The following is a 21,520-nucleotide window of genomic DNA, read 5'->3' as shown; positions in this document are numbered from 1 at the left end:
GGCACACGACGCGAACAGCCAGGAAGTCAGCACCGCAACGACACGGAACGCCATGGAACGGGACAGATGACAGCGGATGCGAAAGCCGTCGCGATGACGGCGTCCCCTCCCTTGACGGAGCGCCAGGAGGCGCGCCGCCGCCGGATCCTGCACGCCAGCGCGCAGCTGGCCAGCCGGGGCGGCTTCGACGCCGTCCAGATGCGGGAGGTCGCCGAGGCGGCCGGGGTCGCGCTGGGCACCCTGTACCGGTACTTCCCTTCGAAGGTGCACCTGCTCGTCGCCACCATGCAGGACCAGCTGCAGCACATGCACACGACACTGCGCAAACGCCCCCCGGCGGGCGAGGACCCGGCCGCCCGGGTCGCGGAGACCCTGATGCGCGCCTTCCGGGCGCTGCAGCGGGAACCGCACCTCGCCGACGCGATGGTCCGCGCGCTGACGTTCGCGGACCGCAGCGTGAGCCCCGAGGTGGACACGGTGTCCCGGCTGACCACGGCGATCATCCTGGACGCGATGGGCCTGGAGGCCCCGCCGACGGCGGAACAGCTCTCGGCGGTCCGGGTGATCGAGCACACCTGGCACTCGGCGCTGATCACCTGGCTCTCGGGCCGCGCCTCGATCGCCCAGGTCAAGATCGACATCGAAACGGTGTGCCGCCTGATCACCCTGACGGCGCCTGGGGCGGGGCCGGGGTCCCCGGATTCGGCCTGAAACGGGGGTCGGCGGGGACGGCGGGCCGGGCCGGGCCGGGCTCCGGAGGCGGCGGGGTTCGTCAGTCGGCGCAGCGCTTGCTGTTGAGCGCGGTCTCGGCGCCCTTGTCGTAGCCGGCCCGCCAGTTCGGGTCCGGTGCGAGCTGCTTCGGCGCGTTCTTCTGGCAGGTCGCGAGGGTTTCCTTGAGTCCTTGCTGGAAGCCCGTGCCGTATTGGTCCTCCCCCTGGTTCGTCGTCGTGCTGTCGCCGGCGCACGTGGTGCGCCGGCTCTCCGCGGGGGTCGGTGCGTTGGACCACTCGACGACGTAGCTGCCCGGCGCCGGCATCGAGATCGTCGGAGTGCCCTTGTGGATGATCTTCGAGGCGTTGCTGCCCGTCTCCGTCACCCGCATGTCACCACGGAACCCGGAGACCGTGAGCGTCACGGTGTTCACGGGCCGGCCCTGGCCGTGCAGGTGGCGGTGACCAGGGTGGGCGAGGCCGCCATGGCATGGGCCGCCGGGAAGAGTCCGGCCGAGGAGACGATGAGGACTCCGGCGAGAGCCGGCCGGCCGGGTCCGTTCATGGTGACGCCTCCCCCTTCACACCTCCCCTCTCCATGCTGCTCCCCGCCCCACCCCGGTCGACCGGACGCCACACGGTGTGCGAGCAGCCCCGGACGGCCGCCGGACGCCGTTCCGGGAGGAGCGCGCGGCGATCCGTCGCGAACCGCCCCATCCCTCCTCCCCCCTACTCCTCCGGCGGGAACACCGCCTCCCCGCTCCCGGCCAGCGTGATCAGGATGGCCTCCACCGGGCAGCCCTCCGCCGCCGTCAGGACCGGTTCGTTCGCGTCCGTCTCCGGATCCCGCGGATGCGACTGGCGCGCCGAGTCCAGCGCGAAGCCCTCCGGCGCGTGGTTCACGCACATGCCCGAGCCGATGCAGACCCCCCGGTCGACCTCCACCACCCAGCGGTCGCCCATCAGGCACCCGCCGCGTAGCCCGCCGGCAGGTGGATCATCTTGTGCTCCAGGTACTCGCTCAGCCCCTCGGGCCCGAACTCCCGCCCCACACCGCTGTTCTTGTAGCCGCCGAACGGCCCCAGCATGTCCAGGCTGAAGGTGTTCACGTTGAAGGTGCCCGTCCGCACCTGCCGGGCGAAGTCGATGCCGTGCTCGACGTCCCCCGTCCAGACGCTGCCGCTCAGACCGAACTCCGAGTCGTTGGCGACCCGTACCGCCTCCGCCTCGTCCGCGTACGGGATCAGACAGACGACCGGCCCGAAGATCTCCTCGCGGGCGATCCGCATCGAGTTGTCCACGTCCCCGAAGAGCGTCGGTTCCACGTACCAGCCCCGCTCCAGCCCCGCCGGGCGGCCGCCGCCCGCCAGGACCTTCGCGCCCTCCTCCTGCCCGATCCGGATGTAGTCCAGCGACCGCTGCTGCTGGCGCCTGGCCACCAGCGGCCCGAGCTGCGTCGCCGGGTCCAGCGGGTCGCCGACCACCAGCGCCCCGGCCGCGGCCGCGAGCGCCTCCGCGACCTCCTCGTACCGGCTGCGCGGCGCGAGCACCCGGGTCTGGGCCACGCAGGCCTGCCCGTTGTTCATCCAGGCCGCCGGGACGATGCCGGCGATGGCCGGCTCCAGGTCGGCGTCCGGCAGGATCACGGCGGCGGACTTGCCGCCGAGTTCGAGCGTGACCCGCGTCAGGTTGCGGGCGGCGACCTCCATCACGCGCCGGCCGGCCGCGACCGAGCCGGTGAAGGCCACCTTGTCGACACCGGGGTGGCCGACCAGGTACTCGCTGACCTCCCGGTCGGCGGGCAGGATCGACAGCACCCCCTCCGGCAGCCCGGCCTCGCGGGCGATGTCGGCGAGGATGTAGGAGTCCAGCGGCGACTCGGGGGACGGCTTCAGGATCACCGTCGACCCCGTCAGCAGCGCGGGCGCCAGCTTCGCGGCGGCCACGAACTGCGGCACGTTCCACGGGATGACGGCCGCCACCACGCCCACCGGCTCCCGGCGCACCAGGATCGGCCCGAGCGCCCCCTGGCGGTGCTCCTCGTACGGGTAGGCGCGCGCGACCTGGATCGCGGCGTCGTAGACCATCATCGGGCCGAGCGCCTGCGCGAGGACGCTCCAGGAGTACGGGGACCCGTTCTGCGAGCTGATCGACCGGGCGATCTCCTCGTGCCGGACGGCGATCGCGTCCTTGATCCGGGTGACGACGGCGATCCGCTCTTCCAGGGACATCCGGGGCCAGGGCCCCTCGTCGAAGGCCTTGCGCGCGACCGCGACGGCGCGGTCCACGTCCGCGCGGGAGGCGTGCGGGACGCTGCCGATGACCTGCTCGGTGTGGGGGGAGACGATCTCGATCGTGTCGGTGCCCAGCGGATCCGTCCACTCCCCGCCGATGAACAGGTGTCCGTGTTCCACGAGCTCGGTCATGGCTGCTGCCTCCTGCGGCTTGGCGTTCCCGAACTGATACCAGTTCTAGTTAGAGGAGTCCACGGCCAGGACGGAACGGCCCGGAAGATCCAACAGTGGGTTGCGACTAGTCAGAACCGCCCACAGATGGTCGACTTGGGCGACTACTGGAACACGTTCTCGTGAGAGTGGGCCCGGCGGCACAGACGCGGCCGGGCGCAGACAGGGAGCCCTCATGTCTCAGGACACGCCTCAGGACACGGCCCAGGACACGACTCCGCAGGCCGCACCGCCCGTCGGCCCCGGGGCCACGCCCCCCGCCGCCCCCGCCGCGCCCCCGATCACCCCCCACGTCACCGACCACGGCGGCGGCGTCCGCGGCATCAAGGTCCCGATCCCCGACAACCCGCTGGGCCACACCCTCGTCCACGTCCTCGACACCGACCGCGGCCCGGTCCTCATCGACACCGGCTGGGACGACCCGGAGTCCTGGGACACCCTCGTGGCCGGCCTGGACGCGCTCGGCACCGCGATCGCCGACGTCCACGGCGTGGTCATCACCCACCACCACCCCGACCACCACGGCCTGTCCGGCCGGGTCCGCGAGGCGTCCGGGGCCTGGATCGCCATGCACGCCGCCGACACCGAGGTCGTCGTACGGACCCGCTCCGCCGAGCCCGGCACCTGGTTGGACTACATGAGCGAGAAGCTGGCCGCCGCCGGAGCCCCCGCGGAGCACATCGCCCCCCTGCGGGCCGCCGGCACGCTCCCCCGTGGCGTTCGGCACGGGAGGGGCCCGCGCCTGCCCGGCCTGCGGGCCGCGGTCCCCGACCGGGAGATCGTCCCCGGCGAGCTGCTCCCCCTCGCCGGACGCCGCCTGCGCGCCATCTGGACCCCGGGGCACACCCCCGGCCACGTCTGCCTCCACCTGGAGGAGCGGCATCCGGCGGACCTCCCCGGCCACGGCCGCCTCTTCTCCGGGGACCACCTGCTGCCCGGTATCTCCCCGCACATCGGCCTCTACGAGGACCCGTCGTCCGAGCTGGTCACCGACCCCCTCGGCGACTACCTCGACTCCCTCGAACGCATCGGCCGCCTCGACCCGGCCGAGGTCCTCCCGGCCCACCAGCACGCCTTCACCGACGCCCCGGCCCGGGTGCGCGAGCTGCTGCGCCACCACGAGGAGCGGCTGACCGGCCTCCGGGAACTGCTGGCCGAGCCGCTGACCCCGTGGGAGCTGGCGGAGCGCATGGAGTGGAACCGGCCCTGGGAGCAGATCCCGTACGGCTCCCGCAACATCGCCGTCTCGGAGGCGGAAGCCCACCTGCGGCGGCTGGTGAAGCAGGGCCGGGCGGAGGCGGTCCCGGGCAGCGACCCGGTCACGTACCGCGCACTGTGACGGCGACGGGCCCGCGGTAAGGGGCGCTACGGCCGGACGCCACCCTTCCGGACTGCTACGGGCCGGTACAGTGAACCCGTCGTCCACCCTTCCGTACGGGGGGAAGCCGGTGCGATTCCGGCGCTGACCCGCAACCGTGACCCGCCCAGGCCCCTGCCGGGCGGGGAGTCGGAATGCCCCGTACGCGAGGTGCGCGGCTCGCGCCGCCGGAGTCCCCGGCGGCCGGCACCGTCGAGGTAAACGGAGCCGGAGCCCGGTGCCCTGTGCGGGCCTGCTCTCCTGCTCCCCAGCACGAGAGGCATCCGCCCCCATGAACGTCCGCCGCAGCGCCGCCGCGCTCGCCGCCTCCGCCGTGCTCTGCGCGGGCGCCGCCCCCGCAGCCCTCGCCGCGCCCTCCCCCTCCACGCCGCCGGCCCCGGTGATCCCCTCCGGCCTCTACGGCAAGAAGGACCCGACGTACGACGGCGTGTGGCGGCAGTCCTTCGCGCTGCTGGCGCAGAACACGGTCGGCGTGAAGCCGGCCAAGGAGGCCGTCGACTGGCTCGCCGGGCAGCAGTGCGCGAACGGCGGCTTCGCCTCCTTCCGCGCGGACGCGGCCACGGCCTGCGACGACAAGACGATGTTCGACACGAACGCCACCGCGATGGCGGTGCAGGCGCTGAAGGCCACGGGCGGCCGGGACGCTGTCGTGAAGAAGGCCGTGGACTGGCTGAAGTCCGTCCAGAACGAGGACGGCGGCTGGGCCTTCGTCCCCGGCACTCCGAGCGAGGGCAACTCCACGTCCATCGTCATCAGCGCGCTGGCGGTGGCGGGCGAGAAGCCGGCCGAGGTGAAGTCGAAGGCCGGCAAGTCCGCGTACGAGGGCCTGCTCGCCTTCCGGCTGGGCTGCGCCGCCGAGCCGGCCGCCGGCCGGGGTGCCTTCGGGTACCAGCCGGCGCCGGACGGCAAGCTCCCGGCCGACGCCGACGCCACGGCCGCCGCCGTCCTGGCCGGCCTGGGCCAGGGCTCTGTCGTCTCCCCCTCGTCCACGGACACCCCCGCGGCCGCGCCGGCCTGCCCGGCGGGCGCCGCCGACCCGGCGGGCGCGGCCGACCCGGCGGGCGCGGCGCAGGGCGCGGCCGGCTACCTGGCCGAGACGCTGAAGAAGGACGGCCACCTCACGGCCGTCACCCCGGGCGCGGACCAGCCGACCGCGGACACCGGCAACACCGCCGACGCGGTGATCGCCCTGGCCGCGGCCGGGCACAAGCAGTCGGCGGCGGGCGCGCTGGAGTGGCTGAAGACGAATTCGGCGGAGTGGGCCAAGGACAGCCCGGCGGCCCTCGCCACCCTGGTCCTGGCCGCGCACGCGACGGGCACGGACCCGAAGTCGTTCGGCGGCACCGACCTGGTGACGGCCCTGAACGCGACGGGCCCGGCCCCGCAGACCTCCGCGACGGCGGAGCCCAAGCCGAACGCGTCGGACGCGAAGGACGGGGGCGACGACTCGAACGTCTGGTGGATCGTGGGCGCGGGCCTGGCGGCCGGCATGGGCATCGGCGTCCTGCTGAGCGGCCGCCGGAAGAAGAACCAGCTCTGATGCGCCGCAGCCCGACTCCGCTGGTCCTCGCGTTCGGCATCCTCCTCACCCTCCTGGCGTCCTCCCCGGCCCTGGCGGCGGGCTACCGCTACTGGTCGTTCTGGGAGGGCCCGGGAGGCCAGTGGCAGTACGCCACGCAGGGCCCCTCGACGGCCCGCCCGGCGGACGGCTCGGCCCTGGGCTTCCGCTTCTCGGTGAGCCGGGACGCGGCGGCCGAGGCGGCGAAGCCGCGCGCCGCGGCCGATTTCGCGGCGGTCTGCGGGGCCACCGCGGCCGTGGAGGGCCGCAAGCGGATCGCGGTGATCGTGGACTTCGGCGTCCCGGCGGACGCCCCGGCGGGTGACGCCCCGCCGCAGGACGCCCCGCGCACGGCCTGCGCCCAGGTCGCCCCGGACGCCACGGCGGCCGAGGCCCTGGCGCAGGCCGCCAAGCCGCTCCGCTACAACAGCGCCGCGCTGCTGTGCGCGGTCTCGGGCTACCCGAAGCAGGGCTGCGGCGAACCGATCGCCGACGCGGAGGAAAAGCCGCGGGCGGAAGAACAGCCGCGCGCCAGCGCGACGCCGGAGCCGTCGGCGCAGGCCGAGCCTTCGGACGGCGGCCCGTCGACCTCCCTGCTGGTCGGCCTGGCGGCGGTGGCCGCCCTGGCCGCGGCCGCGGTCTGGCAGTCCCGCCGCCGCCGATGACACCCCCCACCACCTCCGGCCCACCCGAGTCCCCCCGCCCGGCGGAGCCGACGGACGCGGCGGTGGCCGGTGCGCGCGGGGCCGGAAGGACCAACCGGGCCGGCGGGTACGGCGGATACGGCGGCCTCCGGCGGGCCACGGCGGGCCGCGCGGGTACGGTCCGCCCCCGCCGGCCCGCGGACGAAGGCCCGACACGGCCCGGGCCCGGGCCGGCCGGGGCGGGTGGTCCCGAGTCGGGGCCGACGTACAAGACGGGCCGGGTGCACCGGCTGGCGGCTCCGCGGGCCCGTCGGGGCAACGCCCTGCACGCGGGCGCGTGGTGGCTCTGGGCGCTCGGGCTCGCCACCGCCGCCTCGCGCACCACCAATCCGCTGCTCCTCGGCCTGATCATCGGCGTGGCCGGCTACGTCGTGGCCGCCCGCCGGACGGCCGCCCCCTGGGCCCGTTCCTACGGCGCGTTCCTCAAGCTCGGCCTCTTCGTCATCGGGCTCCGGCTCCTCTTCTCCGTGCTGCTCGGCTCCCCGATCCCCGGCGCGCACGTCCTGTTCACCCTCCCCGAGGTACCGCTGCCCGCCTGGGCGGCCCAGGGGATCCGCCTCGGCGGGCGCGTCAGTGCCGAGCAGCTCGTCTTCGCCTTCTACGACGGCGCCAAGCTGGCCGCCCTGCTCGTCTGCGTCGGCGCGGCCAACGCCCTCGCCAACCCGGCGCGGCTGCTGAAGTCCCTCCCGGCCGCCCTCTACGAGGCCGGGGTCGCCGTCGTCGTCGCCATGACCTTCGCGCCGAACATGGTCGCCGACGTCGCCCGACTGCGCACCGCCCGCCGCCTGCGCGGGCGCCCCACCGGCGGCGTCAAGGCGATCCTCCAGATCGGCCTGCCCGTCCTGGAGGGCGCGCTGGAGCGCTCCGTCGCCGTCGCCGCCTCGATGGACGCGCGCGGCTACGGCCGTACCGCGCAGGTCCCGCCCGCCGTCCGGCACACCACCAACGTCCTGACCCTGGGCGGGCTGCTCGGCATGTGCGCCGGCACGTACGGGCTGCTCGCCGCCGAGGGCGCCGCGTACGGTCTGCCGGTCCTCGCGATCGGGCTCGGCCTGGCACTCGCCGGCCTGCGCCTCGGCGGGCGGCGCAGCATCCGGACCCGCTACCGGCCCGACCGGTGGGGGTGGCGCGCGTGGGTGGTCGCCGGGTCGGGTGCGGCGGTCGCCGCCGCCTTGATCCGCGCCGGGTCGCTCGACCCGGCCGCCCTCCAGCCGGGCGTCGTCCCGCTGGTCGCCCCGTCCCTCCCCCTGTGGCCGGCGGCGGCGATCCTGATCGGGCTGCTGCCGGCGTTCGTCGCCCCCGTACCTCCGAAGGAGTCAGCGCAGTGATCCGCTTCGAGCAGGTGTCGGTCACGTACGACGGCGCGGCGCAGCCCACCCTCCGCGATGTGGACCTGGTGATCCCTGAGGGCGAGCTCACGCTCCTGGTCGGCCCGTCGGGCGTCGGCAAGTCCACCCTCCTCGGCGCCGTCTGCGGCCTGGTCCCGCACTTCACCGGGGGCACGCTGCGGGGCCGCGTCACGGTCGACGGCCGCGACACCCGTACGCACAAGCCGCGCGAGCTCGCCGATGTGGTGGGCACGGTCGGCCAGGACCCGCTCGCCCATTTCGTGACGGACGTGGTGGAGGACGAGCTGGCGTACGGCATGGAATCGCTCGGCCTGGCCCCGGCCGTCATGCGCCGCCGCGTCGAGGAGACCCTGGACCTGCTCGGCCTCAACGAACTGCGCGACCGCCCCATCGCCACCCTGTCCGGGGGCCAGCGGCAGCGGGTCGCGATCGGCTCGGTCCTGACCCCGCACCCGAAGGTCCTGGTCCTGGACGAGCCCACCTCGGCCCTGGACCCGGCCGCCGCCGAGGAGGTGCTCGCGGTCCTGCAGCGGCTGGTGCACGACCTGGGCACGACGGTCCTGCTGGCGGAACACCGCCTGGAGCGGGTGGTCCAGTACGCGGACCAGGTCCTCCTCGTCCCGTCCCCGGGCGCGGCCCCGGTCCTCGGCAGCCCGTCCGAGATCATGGCCGTCTCCCCCGTCCACCCCCCGGTGGTGGCCCTGGGCCGCCTGGCGGGCTGGTTCCCCCCGCCCCTCTCGGTCCGCGACGCCCGCCGCCACGCCGCCACGCTCCTGACCCGCCTTCCCATGGCCCCGCCCCCGGCCCCCGCCGCCACCCCGGCCCACCCGGCGTCCGTAGCCCCCACCGCCCGACCGGTGCCCGCGCCCGCCGCACCGGCGGAGCCGGACCGCCCGGCCCACCCGACGTCCCCGCCCGCCGGGTCCCCGGCGGGCTCCGGGGAGTCGGGATCCGGGGAGTCGGGGTCCGGGGAGTCGGGATCCGGGGAGTCGGGATCCGGGAGCGGAGCCTCCGGTTCCGGGAAGGGGCGGGGTGGGGAGGAGGCCCCGCGCAGCGGCCCCGTACCCGGCGCCGGCCTCCTGGCCCGCCTGCTCCGCCGGGGCAAGCCCACCCCCGGCCCCGAAACGGGCCCCGGCGCCGCCACCGCCACCCCGGCGGAGCCGGTGGCCCGGCTCTCCTCCGTCTCCCTCCGCCGCGGCCGCGCCGAAGTCCTCCACGGCATCGACCTCTGCGTCGCGGCCGGCGAGACCATCGCCCTCATGGGCCGCAACGGCGCCGGCAAGTCCACCCTCCTCGCCACCCTCGTCGGCACGCTCGCCCCCACCACCGGCACCGTGACCGTCCGCGGTCGCACCCCCCACCGCACCGCCCCGCAGGAGATGGTCCGCCGCGTCGGCCTCGTCCCCCAGGAGCCCCGCGACCTCCTCTACGCCGACACCGTGGCCGCCGAGTGCTCCGCCGCCGACTCCGACGCCGGCGCGGCCCCCGGCACCTGCCGGGAGCTCGTCTCCTCCCTGCTCCCCGACGTCCCCGACGACACCCATCCCCGGGACCTCTCCGAGGGGCAGCGCCTGGCCCTGGCCCTGGCCCTCGTACTCGCCGGCCGGCCCGCCCTGCTCCTGCTCGACGAGCCGACCCGCGGTCTGGACTACGCGGCCAAGGCACGTCTGATCGAGATCCTGCGGGCGCTGGCCGCCGACGGGCACGCGATCGTCCTCGCCACCCACGACGTGGAGCTCGCCGCCGAGCTGGCCCACCGGGTCGTGATCCTGGCCGGCGGCGAGATCGTCGCGGACGGCCCTACCGCCGAGGTCGTCGTATCGTCCCCGGCCTTCGCACCGCAGGTGGCCAAGGTCCTGGCCCCGGCCCACTGGCTCACGGTGACCCAGGTCGCGAAGGCCCTGACCGGGGCAGCACCCCGGGCCCAAGCCGAACCCCGGGCCCGGGCCGGGGCCGCCCCGCAAGCCGAGGACACGCCCCGAGCCGAGGACACGCCGTGAGCGCCCGCCCCCTGCGCATCGGCCCCCGCGCCGCCGCCGCGCTGCTCCTCGTCACCCTCATCGGCATCGCCGCCTTCGGCTGGCCCCTCCTCGCCGACCGCCAGTCCGGCCTCGCCCACTCCCAGGACGCCCCCTGGCTCTTCGCCGGGCTGCTCCCCCTCCTCGTCGCCGTGGTCGTCGCGACCATCGCGGACCAGGGCATGGACGCGAAGGCGGTGGCGATGCTCGGCGTGCTCGCCGCGGTCGGGGCGGCCCTGCGGCCGCTGGGCGCCGGCACGGCCGGCCTGGAGCCGATGTTCTTCCTGATGGTGCTCAGCGGCCGCGTCCTCGGCCCCGGCTTCGGCTTCGTCCTCGGTTCGGTCACGATGTTCGCCTCCGCCCTGCTCACGGGCGGGGTCGGGCCGTGGATGCCGTTCCAGATGCTGGCCATGGGCTGGTTCTCGCTGGGCGCCGGGCTGCTGCCCGGTGCGGAGAAGCTCCGGGGCCGGGCGGAGCTGCTGATGCTGGCGGCGTACGGGTTCGCCGGCTCGTTCGCGTACGGCACGATCATGAACCTGCAGGGCTGGGTGCTCCTGCAGGGCATGGGCCAGGGCATCTCGTTCCACCCGGGGGATCCGGTCCCCGCGAATCTGGCGCGTTTCGCCGCGTACTGCGTGGCGACGTCACTGGGCTGGGACCTGGGCCGGGCCGTGCTGACCGTCGTACTGACCCTCACGATCGGCGGCACGCTGCTGAAGGCACTGCGGCGGGCGGTGCGGAAAGCGGCGTTCGAGGTGCCGGTTTCCTTCGGTTCGCGTTGAATGTGGCCCCGCCCACACACCGATCCGCGTAGCGGACCGGCACGGAGCGTCACATTCGGGGTGGTTCCCGGTGACCCGCCCCACAGGACCCACGTCACATACGACAGCCCCTAGTAGCCCCCAGCACCCCCGTACGCACCCCGTGAACCCCACCCCCACCTGCACCAACACCCACCGCACCACCCGCGGGTCGAGGGCCCCGCCCTCCGAGGACGGCTAGTAACAGGGCTCGTTGCCAGCGCCCCGCCGGCCTGGCTAACTGGTGATGTCGCCACGGCGGCGGGCCTCCACGCCCCCCGCCCGACGAACCCCTCTCCACCGCGTGAAGGGCTCACGCATGCCCCCGGGCATGCCGCGACCGTCCATGTCCCCGTCGGAAGGTTCCCTCCGTGTCCCACGTCATCCGCCGCATCGCCGCCTCCAAGAAGACCCTCGCCGGCTCCATCGTCGCCCTGGGCGTCGCCGGCACCATGCTCGCCACGGTCCCCGCCCAGGCGGCCCCGACGAGCGCCAAGGCGATCGCCCAGCAGATGATCAAGGACCCGGCGCAGTTCGCGGCCTTCCGGCATCGCTGAGGGCCCGTCCCTGGACATGAACCTCCCGGCCATTCCTTCGGGGGCTTCCCGGCAGTCTTATGGCATTCCGGGGCGGGGCGGTCAGTCAAGGGTGGAGCGCAGCGACATCGCGGAGCGACGCGACCGAAGGGAGCGCCCTTGACGGACCGACCCGACACGGAAGGACAGTGGACTGACGGGACGCCCCCGAACACCATCCCCCATGCTCGCCACGGTCCCCGCCCAGGCGGCCCCGACGAGCGCCAAGGCGATCGCCCAGCAGATGATCAAGGACCCGGCGCAGTTCGCGGCCTTCAACAACATCGTTTCCCGCGAGAGCGGCTGGAACCACACCGCCACGAACGCCTCCTCCGGCGCCTACGGCCTGGTCCAGGCCCTCCCGGCCTCGAAGATGGCCTCCGCCGGCTCCGACTGGAAGACCAACCCCGCCACCCAGATCAAGTGGGGCCTGGACTACATGAACTCCCGCTACGGCAGCCCCGTCGGCGCCTGGAACTTCTGGCAGACCCACCACTGGTACTAAGCCACCAGATCAAGTGGGGCCTGGACTACATGAACTCCCGCTACGGCAGCCCCGTCGGCGCCTGGAACTTCTGGCAGACCCACCACTGGTACTAAGCCACCGGTGACCGCCTGACGGCGCGAGCAGTGCGAAGGCCCCGGTGGCCGGACCTCCCCAGGTCCGGCCACCGGGGCCTTCTGTTTCCCATCCCACAGGGTTCGTGTGCGGCCGGCGCCGGCGAAGGCGCCCGCGGCCGCCGCGCGGCCGCCTACAGCCGCTGGATGATCGTCCCGGTCGCCAGCGCGCCGCCCGCGCACATGGTGATCAGCGCGAATTCCTTGTCGCGGCGCTCCAGCTCGTGCAGCGCGGTGGTGATCAGCCGGGCGCCGGTCGCGCCGACGGGGTGGCCGAGCGCGATGCCGCCGCCGTTGACGTTGACCTTCTCCAGGTCCTGGTCGAAGACCTGGGCCCAGCTCAGCACGACCGAGGCGAAGGCCTCGTTGATCTCGACGAGGTCGATGTCCTTGAGGGACATCCCGGCCTTGCCGAGGACGGCCCGCGTCGCGTCGATCGGCCCGTCCAGGTGGTAGTGGGGGTCGGCGCCGACCAGGGTCTGGGCGACGATCCGGGCGCGCGGCCTGAGCTTGAGCGCGCGGGCCATCTTGCGCGAGGCCCACATCACGGCGGCGGCCCCGTCCGATATCTGCGAGGAGTTCCCCGCGGTGTGGACGGCGGTCGGCATGACCGGCTTGAGCCGGGCCAGTGCCTCCATGCTCGTGTCCCGCAGGCCCTCGTCACGGTCGACCAGGCGCCACATGCCCTGCCCGGCGCCCTGCTCCTCCTCGGTCGTCGGGACCTGGACGGCGAAGGTCTCGCGCTTGAACCGCTCCTCCGCCCACGCTGCGGCGGCCCGCTCCTGGGAGAGCAGTCCGAGCCGGTCGACGTCCTCGCGGGTCAGGCCCCGGTGGCGGGCGATCCGCTCGGCGGCCTCGAACTGGTTGGGGAGGTCGACGTTCCACTCGTCCGGGAAGGGCTTGCCCGGGCCGTGCTTGGAGCCGGAGCCGAGGGGCACCCGGCTCATCGCCTCGACGCCGCAGGCGATGCCGATGTCCATGACCCCGCCGGAGATCATGTTGGCGACCATGTGGTTGGCCTGCTGGGAGCTGCCGCACTGGCAGTCCACGGTCGTCGCGGCGGTCTCGTACGGCAGGCCCATGGCGAGCCAGGCGTTGCGCGCCGGGTTCATGGACTGCTCGCCGGCGTGGGTGACGGTGCCGCCGACGATCTGCTCGACGCAGTCGGGCTGGATTCCGGTCCGGGCGAGGAGTTCGCGGTACGTCTCGCCGAGCAGGTAGGCGGGATGGAGGTTGGCGAGCGCTCCCCCGCGCTTGCCGATGGGGGTGCGTACGGCTTCGACGATGACGGGTTCCGCGGCCATGAGCTCGTCCTCTCCTGCACTGTGCCGGCGCGGCGGGCCGTCCCGGCGCCCCGCCCGAACTAGTACGCGTTCTAGTTCTCCCCGCAGTCTTATGACCTGTAACCCCGGCACGCAAGGGTCTTGCACGCGCCTTACACGGATTCCACACGCAACAGTTGACGCGAGGACCCTTGTCACTTCTAGAACTCGTTACTACCTTCAAGCCAACTTCTGATGGGCCGTCAGACCTTGGAGTCGCCCGATGTCGTGTCCCGCGCTGCCCGAAGGCTTCGACGCCACCGATCCCGACCTGCTCCAGGACCGCGTCCCCTTCCCCGAGTTCGCCCAGCTGAGGCAGACGGCGCCCGTCTGGTGGTGCCCCCAGCGGCGCGGCGTCACCGGATTCGACGACGACGGCTACTGGGTCGTGACGCGGCACGCGGACGTCAAGTACGTCTCCACGCACCCCGAGTTGTTCTCCTCGACCACCAACACGGCGATCATCCGCTTCAACGAGCACATCCAGCGCGAGCAGATAGATGCCCAGCGCCTGATCATGCTGAACATGGACCCGCCGGAACACACCCGCGTACGGCAGATCGTGCAGCGCGGCTTCACCCCGCGGGCCATCCGCGGACTGGAGGACGCCCTGCGCGACCGGGCCCGGAAGATCGTCGCGGAGGCGCTGGCCGCATCGGCCGACGGCAGCTTCGACTTCGTCACCCAGGTCGCGTGCGAGCTCCCGCTCCAGGCCATCGCCGAACTGATCGGCGTACCGCAGGAGGACCGGCTGCGCATCTTCGACTGGTCGAACAAGATGATCGCGTACGACGACCCCGAGTACGCGATCACCGAGGAAGTCGGCTCGAACGCGGCGGTCGAGCTCATCGGCTACGCCATGAACCTGTCCGCCGCCCGCAAGGAGTGCCCGGCCAAGGACATCGTCACGCAGCTCGTGGCGGCCGAGGGCCAGGGCAACCTGGGCTCCGACGAGTTCGGCTTCTTCGTGCTGCTGCTCGCGGTCGCGGGCAACGAGACCACGCGCAACGCCATCAGCCACGGCATGCACGCCTTCCTGACCCACCCCGAGCAGTGGGAGCTGTACAAGGCGACCCGGCCGGCCACGGCCGCCGAGGAGATCGTGCGCTGGGCGACCCCGGTGGTGTCCTTCCAGCGCACCGCCACCAAGGACACCGAGCTGGGCGGGCAGAAGATCAAGGCGGGCGACCGGGTGGGGCTGTTCTACTCCTCCGCCAACCACGACCCCGAGGTGTTCACCGACCCCGACCGCTTCGACATCACCCGCGACCCGAACCCGCACCTGGGCTTCGGCGGCGGCGGACCGCACTTCTGCCTCGGCAAGTCCCTGGCCATCATGGAGATCGACCTGATCTTCAACGCGCTGGCCGACTCGCTGCCCGACCTGCGGCTCGCCGGGCCGCAGCCCCGACGACTGCGGGCCGCCTGGCTGAACGGCATCAAGGAGCTCCGGGTCAGCCGCGGTTGACGGCCGGCCCGTGGTCCACGACGGCAGGGGCCGCTCCTCCCACGCCCCGGCCCCTGCCGTCCGCGGCTCGTCGGCTCGCGCCGCGTCCCGCCGAGTCCCGCCGCGCCTCTCGTCTTCCCTCGGATTCCCTCGGTTTCCTTCACGTCCGGGGCATTGTCCCGGGGGCGGCCTGCCGTCAGACTGCGCGGATGAACCTTCAGGCAAGCGGGCCTGCCGACTGCGTGGAAGCGCGCTGGCAGCGCCTGCCGACGACATGGCGGCTGATGCACGAACGGGGCGGTTCCCCGGTCCTGAGCCGGGGCGTGCTCGCGCTCATCGACGCCGCCGCCGCAGAACCGTCACTGCGCCGGCTCTACCCGTTCACCAGCCACTTCACCCTGTGGTTCAGCGCCCGCACCAGCCACCCCTTCGAGGTGGCGGCGCCGGCGGTCGAGCCGCTGCGCGACGGCCGGTTCCGCGTCCTGAGCCCGACCCACAAGCGCGTGATCGGCGAGGCCGACACGGCGCGGGCGGCGGTCGCCCTCGTCGTGGCGGGGCTGGCCGAGGCCCCGGGCCCGGCCGCCTGATCCGTACGAGGGCGCCGCGAGATCCGTACGACCGGCGGCCCCCGATCCGTACGAACGCCGGGCCCTGATCGGGCCCGAGTGGCGCGCCGGCCGCACCCGGCGGATCCTGACAGGACGCGGCGATCCGGCGAAGGGGTGCCGGGACGGGTACGAGACCCTCCCGGCACCCCTTCGTCGCGCCCGCTCCCCGCGTCCCCCTACGGCCCCGGCCTCCCCTACGCCCGCGTACGCGAGGTGGCGGCCATCCGCTCCGGCTCCCGCGGCCGCGGGACGCTCAGTCCGGTCGGCAGGGCGGCCCCGCGCGGCCCCGACAGTACGTAGACCAGCCCGAACCCGGCGGTCACGACGGCCGCGCCGCCGACCGCGTCGAGCACCCAGTGGTTGGCGGTGGCGACGATCGCGCACACCGTTGTCAGCGGGTGCAGCGCCCCCAGGAGCTTCTGCCAGCCCTTCGGCGCGAGCGTGATGATCACGATCCCGCACCACAGCGACCAGCCGAAGTGCAGTGAGGGCATCGCCGCGTACTGGTTCGAGATCGCGGTCATCGCCCCGTACTGCGGATGCGCGAGGTCCTGCGGGCCGTGCACGGTGTCGATGAAGCCGAGGCCGGGCATCAGCCGCGGCGGCGCCAGCGGGTACAGCCAGAAGCCGACGAGCGCGAGGACGGTGGCCAGGCCCAGGGAGGCGCGGGCCCAGCGGTAGTCGCCCGGCCTGCGCCAGTACAGGACCGCCAGGATCGTCAGCGGCACCACGAAGTGGAACGACGTGTAGTAGAAGTTGAAGAACTTCTCCAGCCAGGGCGTGTTCACCACGGCGTGGTTGACTGCGCGCTCGATGTCGATGCCCAGCGCCCGCTCGACGGAGTGGATCTGGCTCCCGTGCCCCTCGGCGAGGCTGCGGCTGGTGGGCGCGGCGGCCCGGATGTGCGAGTAGAGGGAGTACCCCACCCGTATCAGCAGAAGCTCCAGCAACAGGTTGGGGCGCGACAGCACACGCCGCCAGAACGGCATCAGCGGCACCCGCGACCACCGGGCGGCCGCCGGCCGGCCGTACGCCGTCGGGACGGGCTCGCGCCAGTACGGCGAGGACCGCGGCAGGAACGGCACCGCGCAGGCCGCCGCCAGCGCGGCGAGCAGCAGCACGTTGTCCCGTACGGGGGCCAGCACGGCCAGGTTGGGCAGCAGCACGTCGGCGGGCAGGGTCATGGCGAGCACCACGGCCACCGGCCACACGGGCCGGTCCGCCGCGCGCGTGCCGACCTTGCCGGCCACCGCGAGCAGCACCCACAGCAGCTGGTGGCGCCAGCCGGTCGGCGCCACGGCGACGGCCACGCAGCCGGTGACGGCGACGGCGAGCAGCAGCTGGCCGTCGCGGGCGTAGCGGGCGGCGCGGCGCAGGCCGACCCAGCCGATCCCGGCCGCGAGGGCCACGTACAGCAGGATCTCGGCGGGACCGCTCAGGCCGAGCCGCAGCAGCGCGCCGTGCACGGACTGGTTGGCGAGGCCGTCGGGGGCGCCGCCGAGGCCGGTGCCGGCCAGGTGGTGGACCCAGTACGTCCAGGAGTCGCGCGGCAGGGCCGCCCAGGACAGGGCGGTGGCCGCGGCGAAGGTCACGGCGGCGGCCCTGGCGGTGGGGCGGCGGCCGGTGAACCACAGCAGCGGCGCGAAGAGCAGCAGGGCCGGCTGGAGGGCGGCGGCGAGGCCCACGAGGAACCCGGCCGGGCGTTCGCCGGGCACCCGGAACATCGCCAGGAGCACCAGCAGCACGGGCAGGACGGCGGTCTGGCCCGGCGAGGCGGCCTCGCGGACCGGCAGCGACACCATCATCAGGGCGACCAGCACGGGCGCCGCGAGCAGCGCGGTGCGCCGCGGCACGGGGTCGGGCAGGCCGCGCGCGGCGACCAGTCCGACGGCGGCGACGAACAGCAGCGTCACGCAGGTCCAGGCCACCTCCAGGGAGGGCGCCGCGAGACCGAGGAACGGCTTCAGGACCAGCCCCGCGAAGGGGGTCCCGGTGAACTGGCCGCCGTCGTACAGCGAGCCGGGAAAACCGCTGGGGAGCCGGAACTCGCCGAGCCACTCGCCCGGTGGCACCCGCAGCACGGCGGCGGCCTGTCTGATGGCGAGGACACCGGCCAGTGCCCACAGGAGGAGCCGTGCCGCCCCCAGCCTGCCGCTACCGCCTATGACCCCGGCATGTCCGTTCGCACCACCGTGCTCTGCCGCGTTAGCCACGCCTCGCCGGCCTCCCGCCCTGTTGACCGCAACCTTGACTTCGCCTGGCTGCCGCGTTTCGTGCACCGCTTCATTACCTGGGGACGACGATATCCCGCGCGGGATCCCTAGGATGGCGAGCATGAGCATCGTGAAGATCAACGCACTGACCGTCCCCGCTGAGCAGCGGGAAGTCCTGGAGCAGAGGTTCGCCTCGCGGGCGGGCGCCGTGGAGGGTTCGGACGGATTCGAGTGGTTTGAACTGCTTCGCCCCATCGAGGGCACGGACCAGTACCTGGTGTACACGCGGTGGCGGTCGGAGGAGGACTTCCAGGCGTGGATGGAGGGGCCCATGAAGGCGGCGCACCAGGGTGGCGGCGCGGGCGGGGGCGAGCGGCCGAAGCCGGCGGCCTCGGGGTCGACGGTGTGGTCGTTCGAGGTCGTGCAGCAGGCGGCGCCGAAGCCTCAGGGCTGAGGCCGGGCCGGCGGGCTGGCGGGCTGGCGGGCTGGCGGGCTGGCGGGCTGGCGGGACGAGGGGGCCGCGGGGCGATGGCGGGCGAGGCGGCGGCCGCCGCTCAGCTCCAGAAACGGTCCTCCTCGTCGATGTCCTGCGTGCACTCGTCGATGTCGCTGACCTTCCCTCCGACGATCGTGAAGAACAGGCCTTCCTGGATCTCGATCCCACGGTCGCCGCGGTCCGCGCGCGCCGTGTGGAAGGACATGGCGTGGCCGCGCCCGTCGACCAGCACCGCGTGCAGCTCGACCCGGAGGGTGCCCTTCGTCTCCGAACCGAAGCGGCGGTACAGGTCGAGGACGGCCTCACGGCCCTTGTGGTGACCCGAGAGCGGGTTGCTGCCGGGCACGTGGTGGATGACGTCGGCCGTCATCAGCGTGCCCATCGTCTCCATGTCGCCCTTGCCGAAGGCCTCGTAGGCGCGGCGGATCAGGGCGGCGTCAGGGTGCTCGGACATGGCGTCTCACGCCCTCCAACTGGGTGAAATGCGTCTTTTCCTATCATCAGCCCGTACCTGTGGATATTCCACGCGGCGGACGGCGTCCGGACCCCACAATGACGCCATGGACATCAACAGCACGAGCACCCGATCCACCCTCCCCGCGGCCGCCAACTGGACCGTCACCGCCGAGCACTTCGGCACACCGGACGCCACCGCGCTGCGCCGCGCGTACTACGCGGAGGTCGCCGGCCGGTACTGGAAGCGGCCCGCCACGGAGGCCGAGATCGACGAGGGCCTGCGCGACGACCCGGCCGACGGCCTCGCGCCGCCGACGGGCCGGTTCGTGGTCGGCCGGCTGGACGCGGCGCCCCGGGCCTGCGGCGGCATACGACTGCTCGACCCCGTCACCGCCGAACTCACGAGGGTGTACGTGGACCCGCGCGCCCGCGGCACCGGCGGCGGGGCGGCGCTGCTCACGGCCCTGGAGGCGGCTGCCCGCGCGCTCGGCGCCGAGCGGGTCCGCCTCGACACCCGCTCGGACCTGGTGGAGGCCCGGGCACTGTATGCGCGGCAGGGCTACCGGGAGATACCGGCGTACAACGCGGGCCCGTACGCGGAGCACTGGTTCGAGAAGACCCTGGCCTGACGGCCTGGACCGGGCCGGGCCGGGCCGGGCCGGGCCGGGGTCAGTGGGCGGCGTGGTCGCGGCGGGCCTCGGCGTCGTAGGGTTCCTCCGCATCGGATCCGCACAGCTCCGCGTTGATCTCCTTGACCAGCTTGACCAGGTCGGTCGGCCGGTCCGGGCCCCACCAGTCGCCGAGCAGTTCGGCGAGCGACTCCTCACGGGCCTCGGCGAGTTTCCCGGCGGTCTCCCGGCCGCGCTCGGTCATGACCAGCGGCAGTCCGTCCCGTACGGCCAGTCCGTGCTCCTCCAGCTGGCGGGCGGCGTCCGTGATCACCTTCAGGGGCACGGTGGTCCGTTCCGCGAGCATCGCGGGCTCGGCGGACCCGTACTTCTTGATCCGCAGCAGCAGCCAGCTCGCCGCGGGCAGCAGGTCGAAGCCGGCCTTCTCGGTGATCTTCTCGTAGACGTGGCGGCGGCCCTCGCGGGTGCCGAGGACGGTCAGCGCGCGGGCGACCTCTTCGTGGGAGGAGCGGTGGACGGGGTTGGAGGCGAGGGTCTCGGTGACGTCGGGCGCGGTGACCGAGCCGCGGAGCACGTCCTCCTTCAGGAACCAGGCGATGACGAAGGCGACGAGGACGACGGGCACGGCGTAGAGGAAGACGTCGGTGATCGAGGAGGCGTAGGCGTCGAGCACGCGTGGCCGCAGCTCGACGGGCAGCCGTTGGATGGCCCGCGGATCGGCCTCGACGAGCGCGGCCGTACCGGGCGGCACCGGAAGCCCGGCGAAGGCGGTGGCGAGCTTGCCGTCGAGCCGGTTGGTGAAGACCGTTCCGAAGATCGCGACGCCGAAGGAGGCGCCGATGGAGCGGAAGAACGTGGCGCCGGAGGTGGCCACGCCGAGGTCGGCATAACTGACGGAGTTCTGCACGACCAGCACCAGCACCTGCATGACCAGACCGAGCCCGGTGCCGAAGACGAAGAAGTAGACGCTCATCTCCCAGGTGCCGCTGGTGCGCGTCAGCTGGTGCAGCAGGAGCAGCCCGATCGCGGTCACGGCCGTGCCCGCGATCGGGAAGACCTTCCACCGTCCCGTGCGGCTGACGATCTGGCCGGAGGCGGTGGAGGAGATCAGCATGCCGAGCACCATCGGCAGCATGTGGACACCGGACATGGTGGGCGAGACGCCCTGGACGACTTGGAGGAAGGTCGGCAGGTAGACCATCGCGCCGAACATCGCGAACCCGACGACGAAGCTGATCACCGAGCAGAGGGTGAAGGTGCGGATCCTGAACAGACCCAGCGGCAGGACCGGTTCGACGGCGCGCCGCTCGACGAACAGGAAGACGGCGAGCAGTACGGCGCCGAGCACGGCCAGGCCGATGATCCGGTCCGAGCCCCAGCCCCAGGTGCCGCCGAGGGAGGCGACGAGCACGAGGCAGGTGGCGACGCAGGCGATGAGGAACGTGCCGAGGTAGTCGATGGTGTGCTTCTGCCGGCGCACGGGGATGTGCAGGACCGCGGCGATGACGACGAGCGCGACGAGACCGATGGGGAGGTTGATGTAGAAGACCCAGCGCCAGGACAGGTTGTCGACGAACAGACCGCCCAGCAGCGGTCCGAGGACGCTGGTCGCGCCGAAGACGGCGCCGAAGAGGCCTTGGTACTTGCCGCGCTCACGCGGCGGGACGATGTCGCCGACGATCGCCATCGACAGCACGATCAGCCCGCCGCCGCCCAGGCCCTGCAGGGCGCGGAACCCGATGAGCTGCGGCATGTCCTGGGCGAGCCCGCACAGCGCCGACCCGATGAGGAAGAGCACGATGGCGCCCTGGAACAGCTTCTTGCGCCCGTACTGGTCGCCGAGTTTGCCCCACAGCGGCGTGGCGGCGGTGGCGGCCAGCATGTAAGCGGTGACGACCCAGGACAGGTGCGCCATGCCGCCCAGCTCGCTGACGATCGTCGGCAATGCCGTGGAGACGATGGTCTGGTCGAGCGCGGCGATCAGCAGGCCGAGCAGCAGGGCGCCGATCGAGACGAGGACCTCGCGGGAGGCGTGTTCGGCGGTGGGGCCGGACGGGTGCGGGTCGGGAACGGGTTCCGCGGCGTCCGTGGTCGCATCCTGAGCCATCCGCTCCTCCTCGGGCCGGATCAACATGTCCATCCTGAGCGGTGTGGCCGGATATGGCCTCTCGGGC

At 73.5% G+C, this 21,520-nt stretch carries 22 protein-coding genes and 1 riboswitch; of the genes, 14 read left to right on the top strand and 8 right to left on the bottom strand.

The window, feature by feature from the left end; genetic code table 11:
• The first annotated feature begins 66 nt into the window (after nucleotides 1–66).
• On the top strand, nucleotides 67–711 hold the full coding sequence (locus tag K7B10_RS27605; protein WP_229340081.1) for a TetR family transcriptional regulator: 645 nt from the start codon (nucleotides 67–69) through the stop codon (nucleotides 709–711).
• Nucleotides 712–772: 61 nt separating this feature from the next.
• Here K7B10_RS27605 and K7B10_RS27600 read toward each other — a convergent pair whose 3' ends face one another.
• From K7B10_RS27600 to K7B10_RS27590, 4 genes are all read right to left on the bottom strand, one after another.
• Nucleotides 773–1,144: a hypothetical protein gene (locus tag K7B10_RS27600; RefSeq protein WP_229340080.1), complete on the bottom strand. Its 372-nt coding sequence runs from the start codon at nucleotides 1,142–1,144 to the stop codon at nucleotides 773–775.
• Complete coding sequence (locus K7B10_RS40960; RefSeq protein WP_267501482.1) at nucleotides 1,141–1,275, bottom strand: hypothetical protein; 135 nt, start codon at nucleotides 1,273–1,275, stop codon at nucleotides 1,141–1,143. Before K7B10_RS40960 ends, K7B10_RS27600 begins: the two co-directional genes overlap by 4 nt.
• Before the next feature lie 164 nt (nucleotides 1,276–1,439).
• A complete protein-coding gene (locus K7B10_RS27595) occupies nucleotides 1,440–1,673 on the bottom strand; it encodes a ferredoxin (RefSeq protein WP_030866738.1) in 234 nt (77 codons plus the stop codon).
• Nucleotides 1,673–3,136 carry an aldehyde dehydrogenase gene (locus tag K7B10_RS27590; RefSeq protein WP_229340079.1) on the bottom strand — a complete coding sequence of 488 codons (1,464 nt, stop codon included), beginning with the start codon at nucleotides 3,134–3,136 and terminating at the stop codon, nucleotides 1,673–1,675. The genes K7B10_RS27595 and K7B10_RS27590 overlap by 1 nt, the downstream gene beginning before the upstream one ends.
• Nucleotides 3,137–3,455: 319 nt before the next feature.
• Between K7B10_RS27590 and K7B10_RS27585 the strand changes: the two genes are divergently transcribed.
• The 9 genes from K7B10_RS27585 (at nucleotide 3,456) to K7B10_RS41860 (ending at nucleotide 12,157) form a co-directional block, all read left to right on the top strand.
• Entirely contained in the window at nucleotides 3,456–4,514 is a 1,059-nt protein-coding gene (locus K7B10_RS27585; protein WP_229345449.1) for a Strvi_7410 family MBL fold metallo-hydrolase, read from the top strand.
• A gap of 101 nt (nucleotides 4,515–4,615) precedes the next feature.
• A riboswitch (cobalamin riboswitch) is annotated at nucleotides 4,616–4,684 on the top strand.
• 140 nt (nucleotides 4,685–4,824) lie between these two features.
• Nucleotides 4,825–6,093, top strand: coding sequence for an SCO2321 family membrane protein (locus K7B10_RS27580; protein WP_229340078.1), 1,269 nt, complete (start codon nucleotides 4,825–4,827; stop codon nucleotides 6,091–6,093).
• Nucleotides 6,093–6,776 (top strand): SCO2322 family protein, encoded by a 684-nt coding sequence (locus K7B10_RS27575; protein WP_229340077.1) that lies wholly within the window; start codon nucleotides 6,093–6,095, stop codon nucleotides 6,774–6,776. The genes K7B10_RS27580 and K7B10_RS27575 overlap by 1 nt, the downstream gene beginning before the upstream one ends.
• Nucleotides 6,773–8,143 (top strand): energy-coupling factor transporter transmembrane component T family protein, encoded by a 1,371-nt coding sequence (locus K7B10_RS27570; protein ID WP_229340076.1) that lies wholly within the window; start codon nucleotides 6,773–6,775, stop codon nucleotides 8,141–8,143. The genes K7B10_RS27575 and K7B10_RS27570 overlap by 4 nt, the downstream gene beginning before the upstream one ends.
• Complete coding sequence (locus tag K7B10_RS27565) at nucleotides 8,140–10,164, top strand: ABC transporter ATP-binding protein (protein WP_229340075.1); 2,025 nt, start codon at nucleotides 8,140–8,142, stop codon at nucleotides 10,162–10,164. Before K7B10_RS27570 ends, K7B10_RS27565 begins: the two co-directional genes overlap by 4 nt.
• Nucleotides 10,161–10,964, top strand: coding sequence for an ECF transporter S component (locus K7B10_RS27560; RefSeq protein ID WP_229340074.1), 804 nt, complete (start codon nucleotides 10,161–10,163; stop codon nucleotides 10,962–10,964). Before K7B10_RS27565 ends, K7B10_RS27560 begins: the two co-directional genes overlap by 4 nt.
• 389 nt (nucleotides 10,965–11,353) lie before the next feature.
• The gene (locus K7B10_RS27555) at nucleotides 11,354–11,539 is read left to right on the top strand and encodes a hypothetical protein (RefSeq protein WP_229340073.1); all 186 of its coding nucleotides are present in this window, start codon (nucleotides 11,354–11,356) and stop codon (nucleotides 11,537–11,539) included.
• A 172-nt stretch (nucleotides 11,540–11,711) separates the two neighbouring features.
• The gene (locus K7B10_RS27550; RefSeq protein WP_372481568.1) at nucleotides 11,712–12,062 is read left to right on the top strand and encodes an aggregation-promoting factor C-terminal-like domain-containing protein; all 351 of its coding nucleotides are present in this window, start codon (nucleotides 11,712–11,714) and stop codon (nucleotides 12,060–12,062) included.
• A complete protein-coding gene (locus tag K7B10_RS41860) occupies nucleotides 11,981–12,157 on the top strand; it encodes an aggregation-promoting factor C-terminal-like domain-containing protein (RefSeq protein ID WP_504967665.1) in 177 nt (58 codons plus the stop codon). Before K7B10_RS27550 ends, K7B10_RS41860 begins: the two co-directional genes overlap by 82 nt.
• Nucleotides 12,158–12,309: 152 nt before the next feature.
• Here the strand turns inward: K7B10_RS41860 and K7B10_RS27540 are convergent, their stop codons facing one another.
• A complete protein-coding gene (locus tag K7B10_RS27540; RefSeq protein WP_030873761.1) occupies nucleotides 12,310–13,479 on the bottom strand; it encodes a steroid 3-ketoacyl-CoA thiolase in 1,170 nt (389 codons plus the stop codon).
• 241 nt (nucleotides 13,480–13,720) lie between these two features.
• Between K7B10_RS27540 and K7B10_RS27535 the strand changes: the two genes are divergently transcribed.
• Nucleotides 13,721–14,965 (top strand): cytochrome P450, encoded by a 1,245-nt coding sequence (locus K7B10_RS27535; protein ID WP_229340071.1) that lies wholly within the window; start codon nucleotides 13,721–13,723, stop codon nucleotides 14,963–14,965.
• A gap of 188 nt (nucleotides 14,966–15,153) precedes the next feature.
• Nucleotides 15,154–15,531 (top strand): DUF6193 family natural product biosynthesis protein, encoded by a 378-nt coding sequence (locus K7B10_RS27530; RefSeq protein WP_229340070.1) that lies wholly within the window; start codon nucleotides 15,154–15,156, stop codon nucleotides 15,529–15,531.
• Between the two features lie 215 nt (nucleotides 15,532–15,746).
• On the opposite strand, the gene K7B10_RS27525 is transcribed toward K7B10_RS27530, so the two are convergent.
• Entirely contained in the window at nucleotides 15,747–17,765 is a 2,019-nt protein-coding gene (locus tag K7B10_RS27525) for a bifunctional glycosyltransferase 87/phosphatase PAP2 family protein (protein WP_229340068.1), read from the bottom strand.
• A 121-nt stretch (nucleotides 17,766–17,886) separates the two neighbouring features.
• Here K7B10_RS27525 and K7B10_RS27520 point away from each other — a divergent pair, with 121 nt between their 5' ends.
• Nucleotides 17,887–18,219, top strand: coding sequence for an antibiotic biosynthesis monooxygenase family protein (locus K7B10_RS27520; protein WP_229340066.1), 333 nt, complete (start codon nucleotides 17,887–17,889; stop codon nucleotides 18,217–18,219).
• Nucleotides 18,220–18,319: 100 nt separating this feature from the next.
• Here K7B10_RS27520 and K7B10_RS27515 read toward each other — a convergent pair whose 3' ends face one another.
• Nucleotides 18,320–18,715 (bottom strand): nuclear transport factor 2 family protein, encoded by a 396-nt coding sequence (locus K7B10_RS27515; protein ID WP_229340064.1) that lies wholly within the window; start codon nucleotides 18,713–18,715, stop codon nucleotides 18,320–18,322.
• 106 nt (nucleotides 18,716–18,821) lie between these two features.
• Between K7B10_RS27515 and K7B10_RS27510 the strand changes: the two genes are divergently transcribed.
• Nucleotides 18,822–19,346 carry a GNAT family N-acetyltransferase gene (locus K7B10_RS27510; protein WP_229340062.1) on the top strand — a complete coding sequence of 175 codons (525 nt, stop codon included), beginning with the start codon at nucleotides 18,822–18,824 and terminating at the stop codon, nucleotides 19,344–19,346.
• A gap of 40 nt (nucleotides 19,347–19,386) precedes the next feature.
• On the opposite strand, the gene K7B10_RS27505 is transcribed toward K7B10_RS27510, so the two are convergent.
• Entirely contained in the window at nucleotides 19,387–21,453 is a 2,067-nt protein-coding gene (locus tag K7B10_RS27505) for a DHA2 family efflux MFS transporter permease subunit (protein WP_372481567.1), read from the bottom strand.
• Between the last annotated feature and the right edge of the window lie 67 nt (nucleotides 21,454–21,520).

This window comes from Streptomyces flavotricini, from assembly GCF_020639365.1.
Classification (GTDB): Bacteria; Actinomycetota; Actinomycetes; order Streptomycetales; family Streptomycetaceae; genus Streptomyces; species Streptomyces flavotricini.
The sequence above is the reverse complement of the archived record's forward strand: the minus strand, read 5'-3'. Positions and strand labels throughout refer to the sequence as shown.

Coding starts and splice junctions, on each gene's coding strand:
- K7B10_RS27605 (WP_229340081.1), top strand. CDS start 67: ATGACAGCGGATGCGAAAGCCGTCGCGATGACGGCGTCCCCTCCCTTG.
- K7B10_RS40960 (WP_267501482.1), bottom strand. CDS start 1,275: ATGAACGGACCCGGCCGGCCGGCTCTCGCCGGAGTCCTCATCGTCTCC.
- K7B10_RS27595 (WP_030866738.1), bottom strand. CDS start 1,673: ATGGGCGACCGCTGGGTGGTGGAGGTCGACCGGGGGGTCTGCATCGGC.
- K7B10_RS27590 (WP_229340079.1), bottom strand. CDS start 3,136: ATGACCGAGCTCGTGGAACACGGACACCTGTTCATCGGCGGGGAGTGG.
- K7B10_RS27580 (WP_229340078.1), top strand. CDS start 4,825: ATGAACGTCCGCCGCAGCGCCGCCGCGCTCGCCGCCTCCGCCGTGCTC.
- K7B10_RS27575 (WP_229340077.1), top strand. CDS start 6,093: ATGCGCCGCAGCCCGACTCCGCTGGTCCTCGCGTTCGGCATCCTCCTC.
- K7B10_RS27570 (WP_229340076.1), top strand. CDS start 6,773: ATGACACCCCCCACCACCTCCGGCCCACCCGAGTCCCCCCGCCCGGCG.
- K7B10_RS27540 (WP_030873761.1), bottom strand. CDS start 13,479: ATGGCCGCGGAACCCGTCATCGTCGAAGCCGTACGCACCCCCATCGGC.
- K7B10_RS27535 (WP_229340071.1), top strand. CDS start 13,721: ATGTCGTGTCCCGCGCTGCCCGAAGGCTTCGACGCCACCGATCCCGAC.
- K7B10_RS27530 (WP_229340070.1), top strand. CDS start 15,154: ATGAACCTTCAGGCAAGCGGGCCTGCCGACTGCGTGGAAGCGCGCTGG.
- K7B10_RS27520 (WP_229340066.1), top strand. CDS start 17,887: ATGAGCATCGTGAAGATCAACGCACTGACCGTCCCCGCTGAGCAGCGG.
- K7B10_RS27515 (WP_229340064.1), bottom strand. CDS start 18,715: ATGTCCGAGCACCCTGACGCCGCCCTGATCCGCCGCGCCTACGAGGCC.
- K7B10_RS27510 (WP_229340062.1), top strand. CDS start 18,822: ATGGACATCAACAGCACGAGCACCCGATCCACCCTCCCCGCGGCCGCC.
- K7B10_RS27505 (WP_372481567.1), bottom strand. CDS start 21,453: ATGGCTCAGGATGCGACCACGGACGCCGCGGAACCCGTTCCCGACCCG.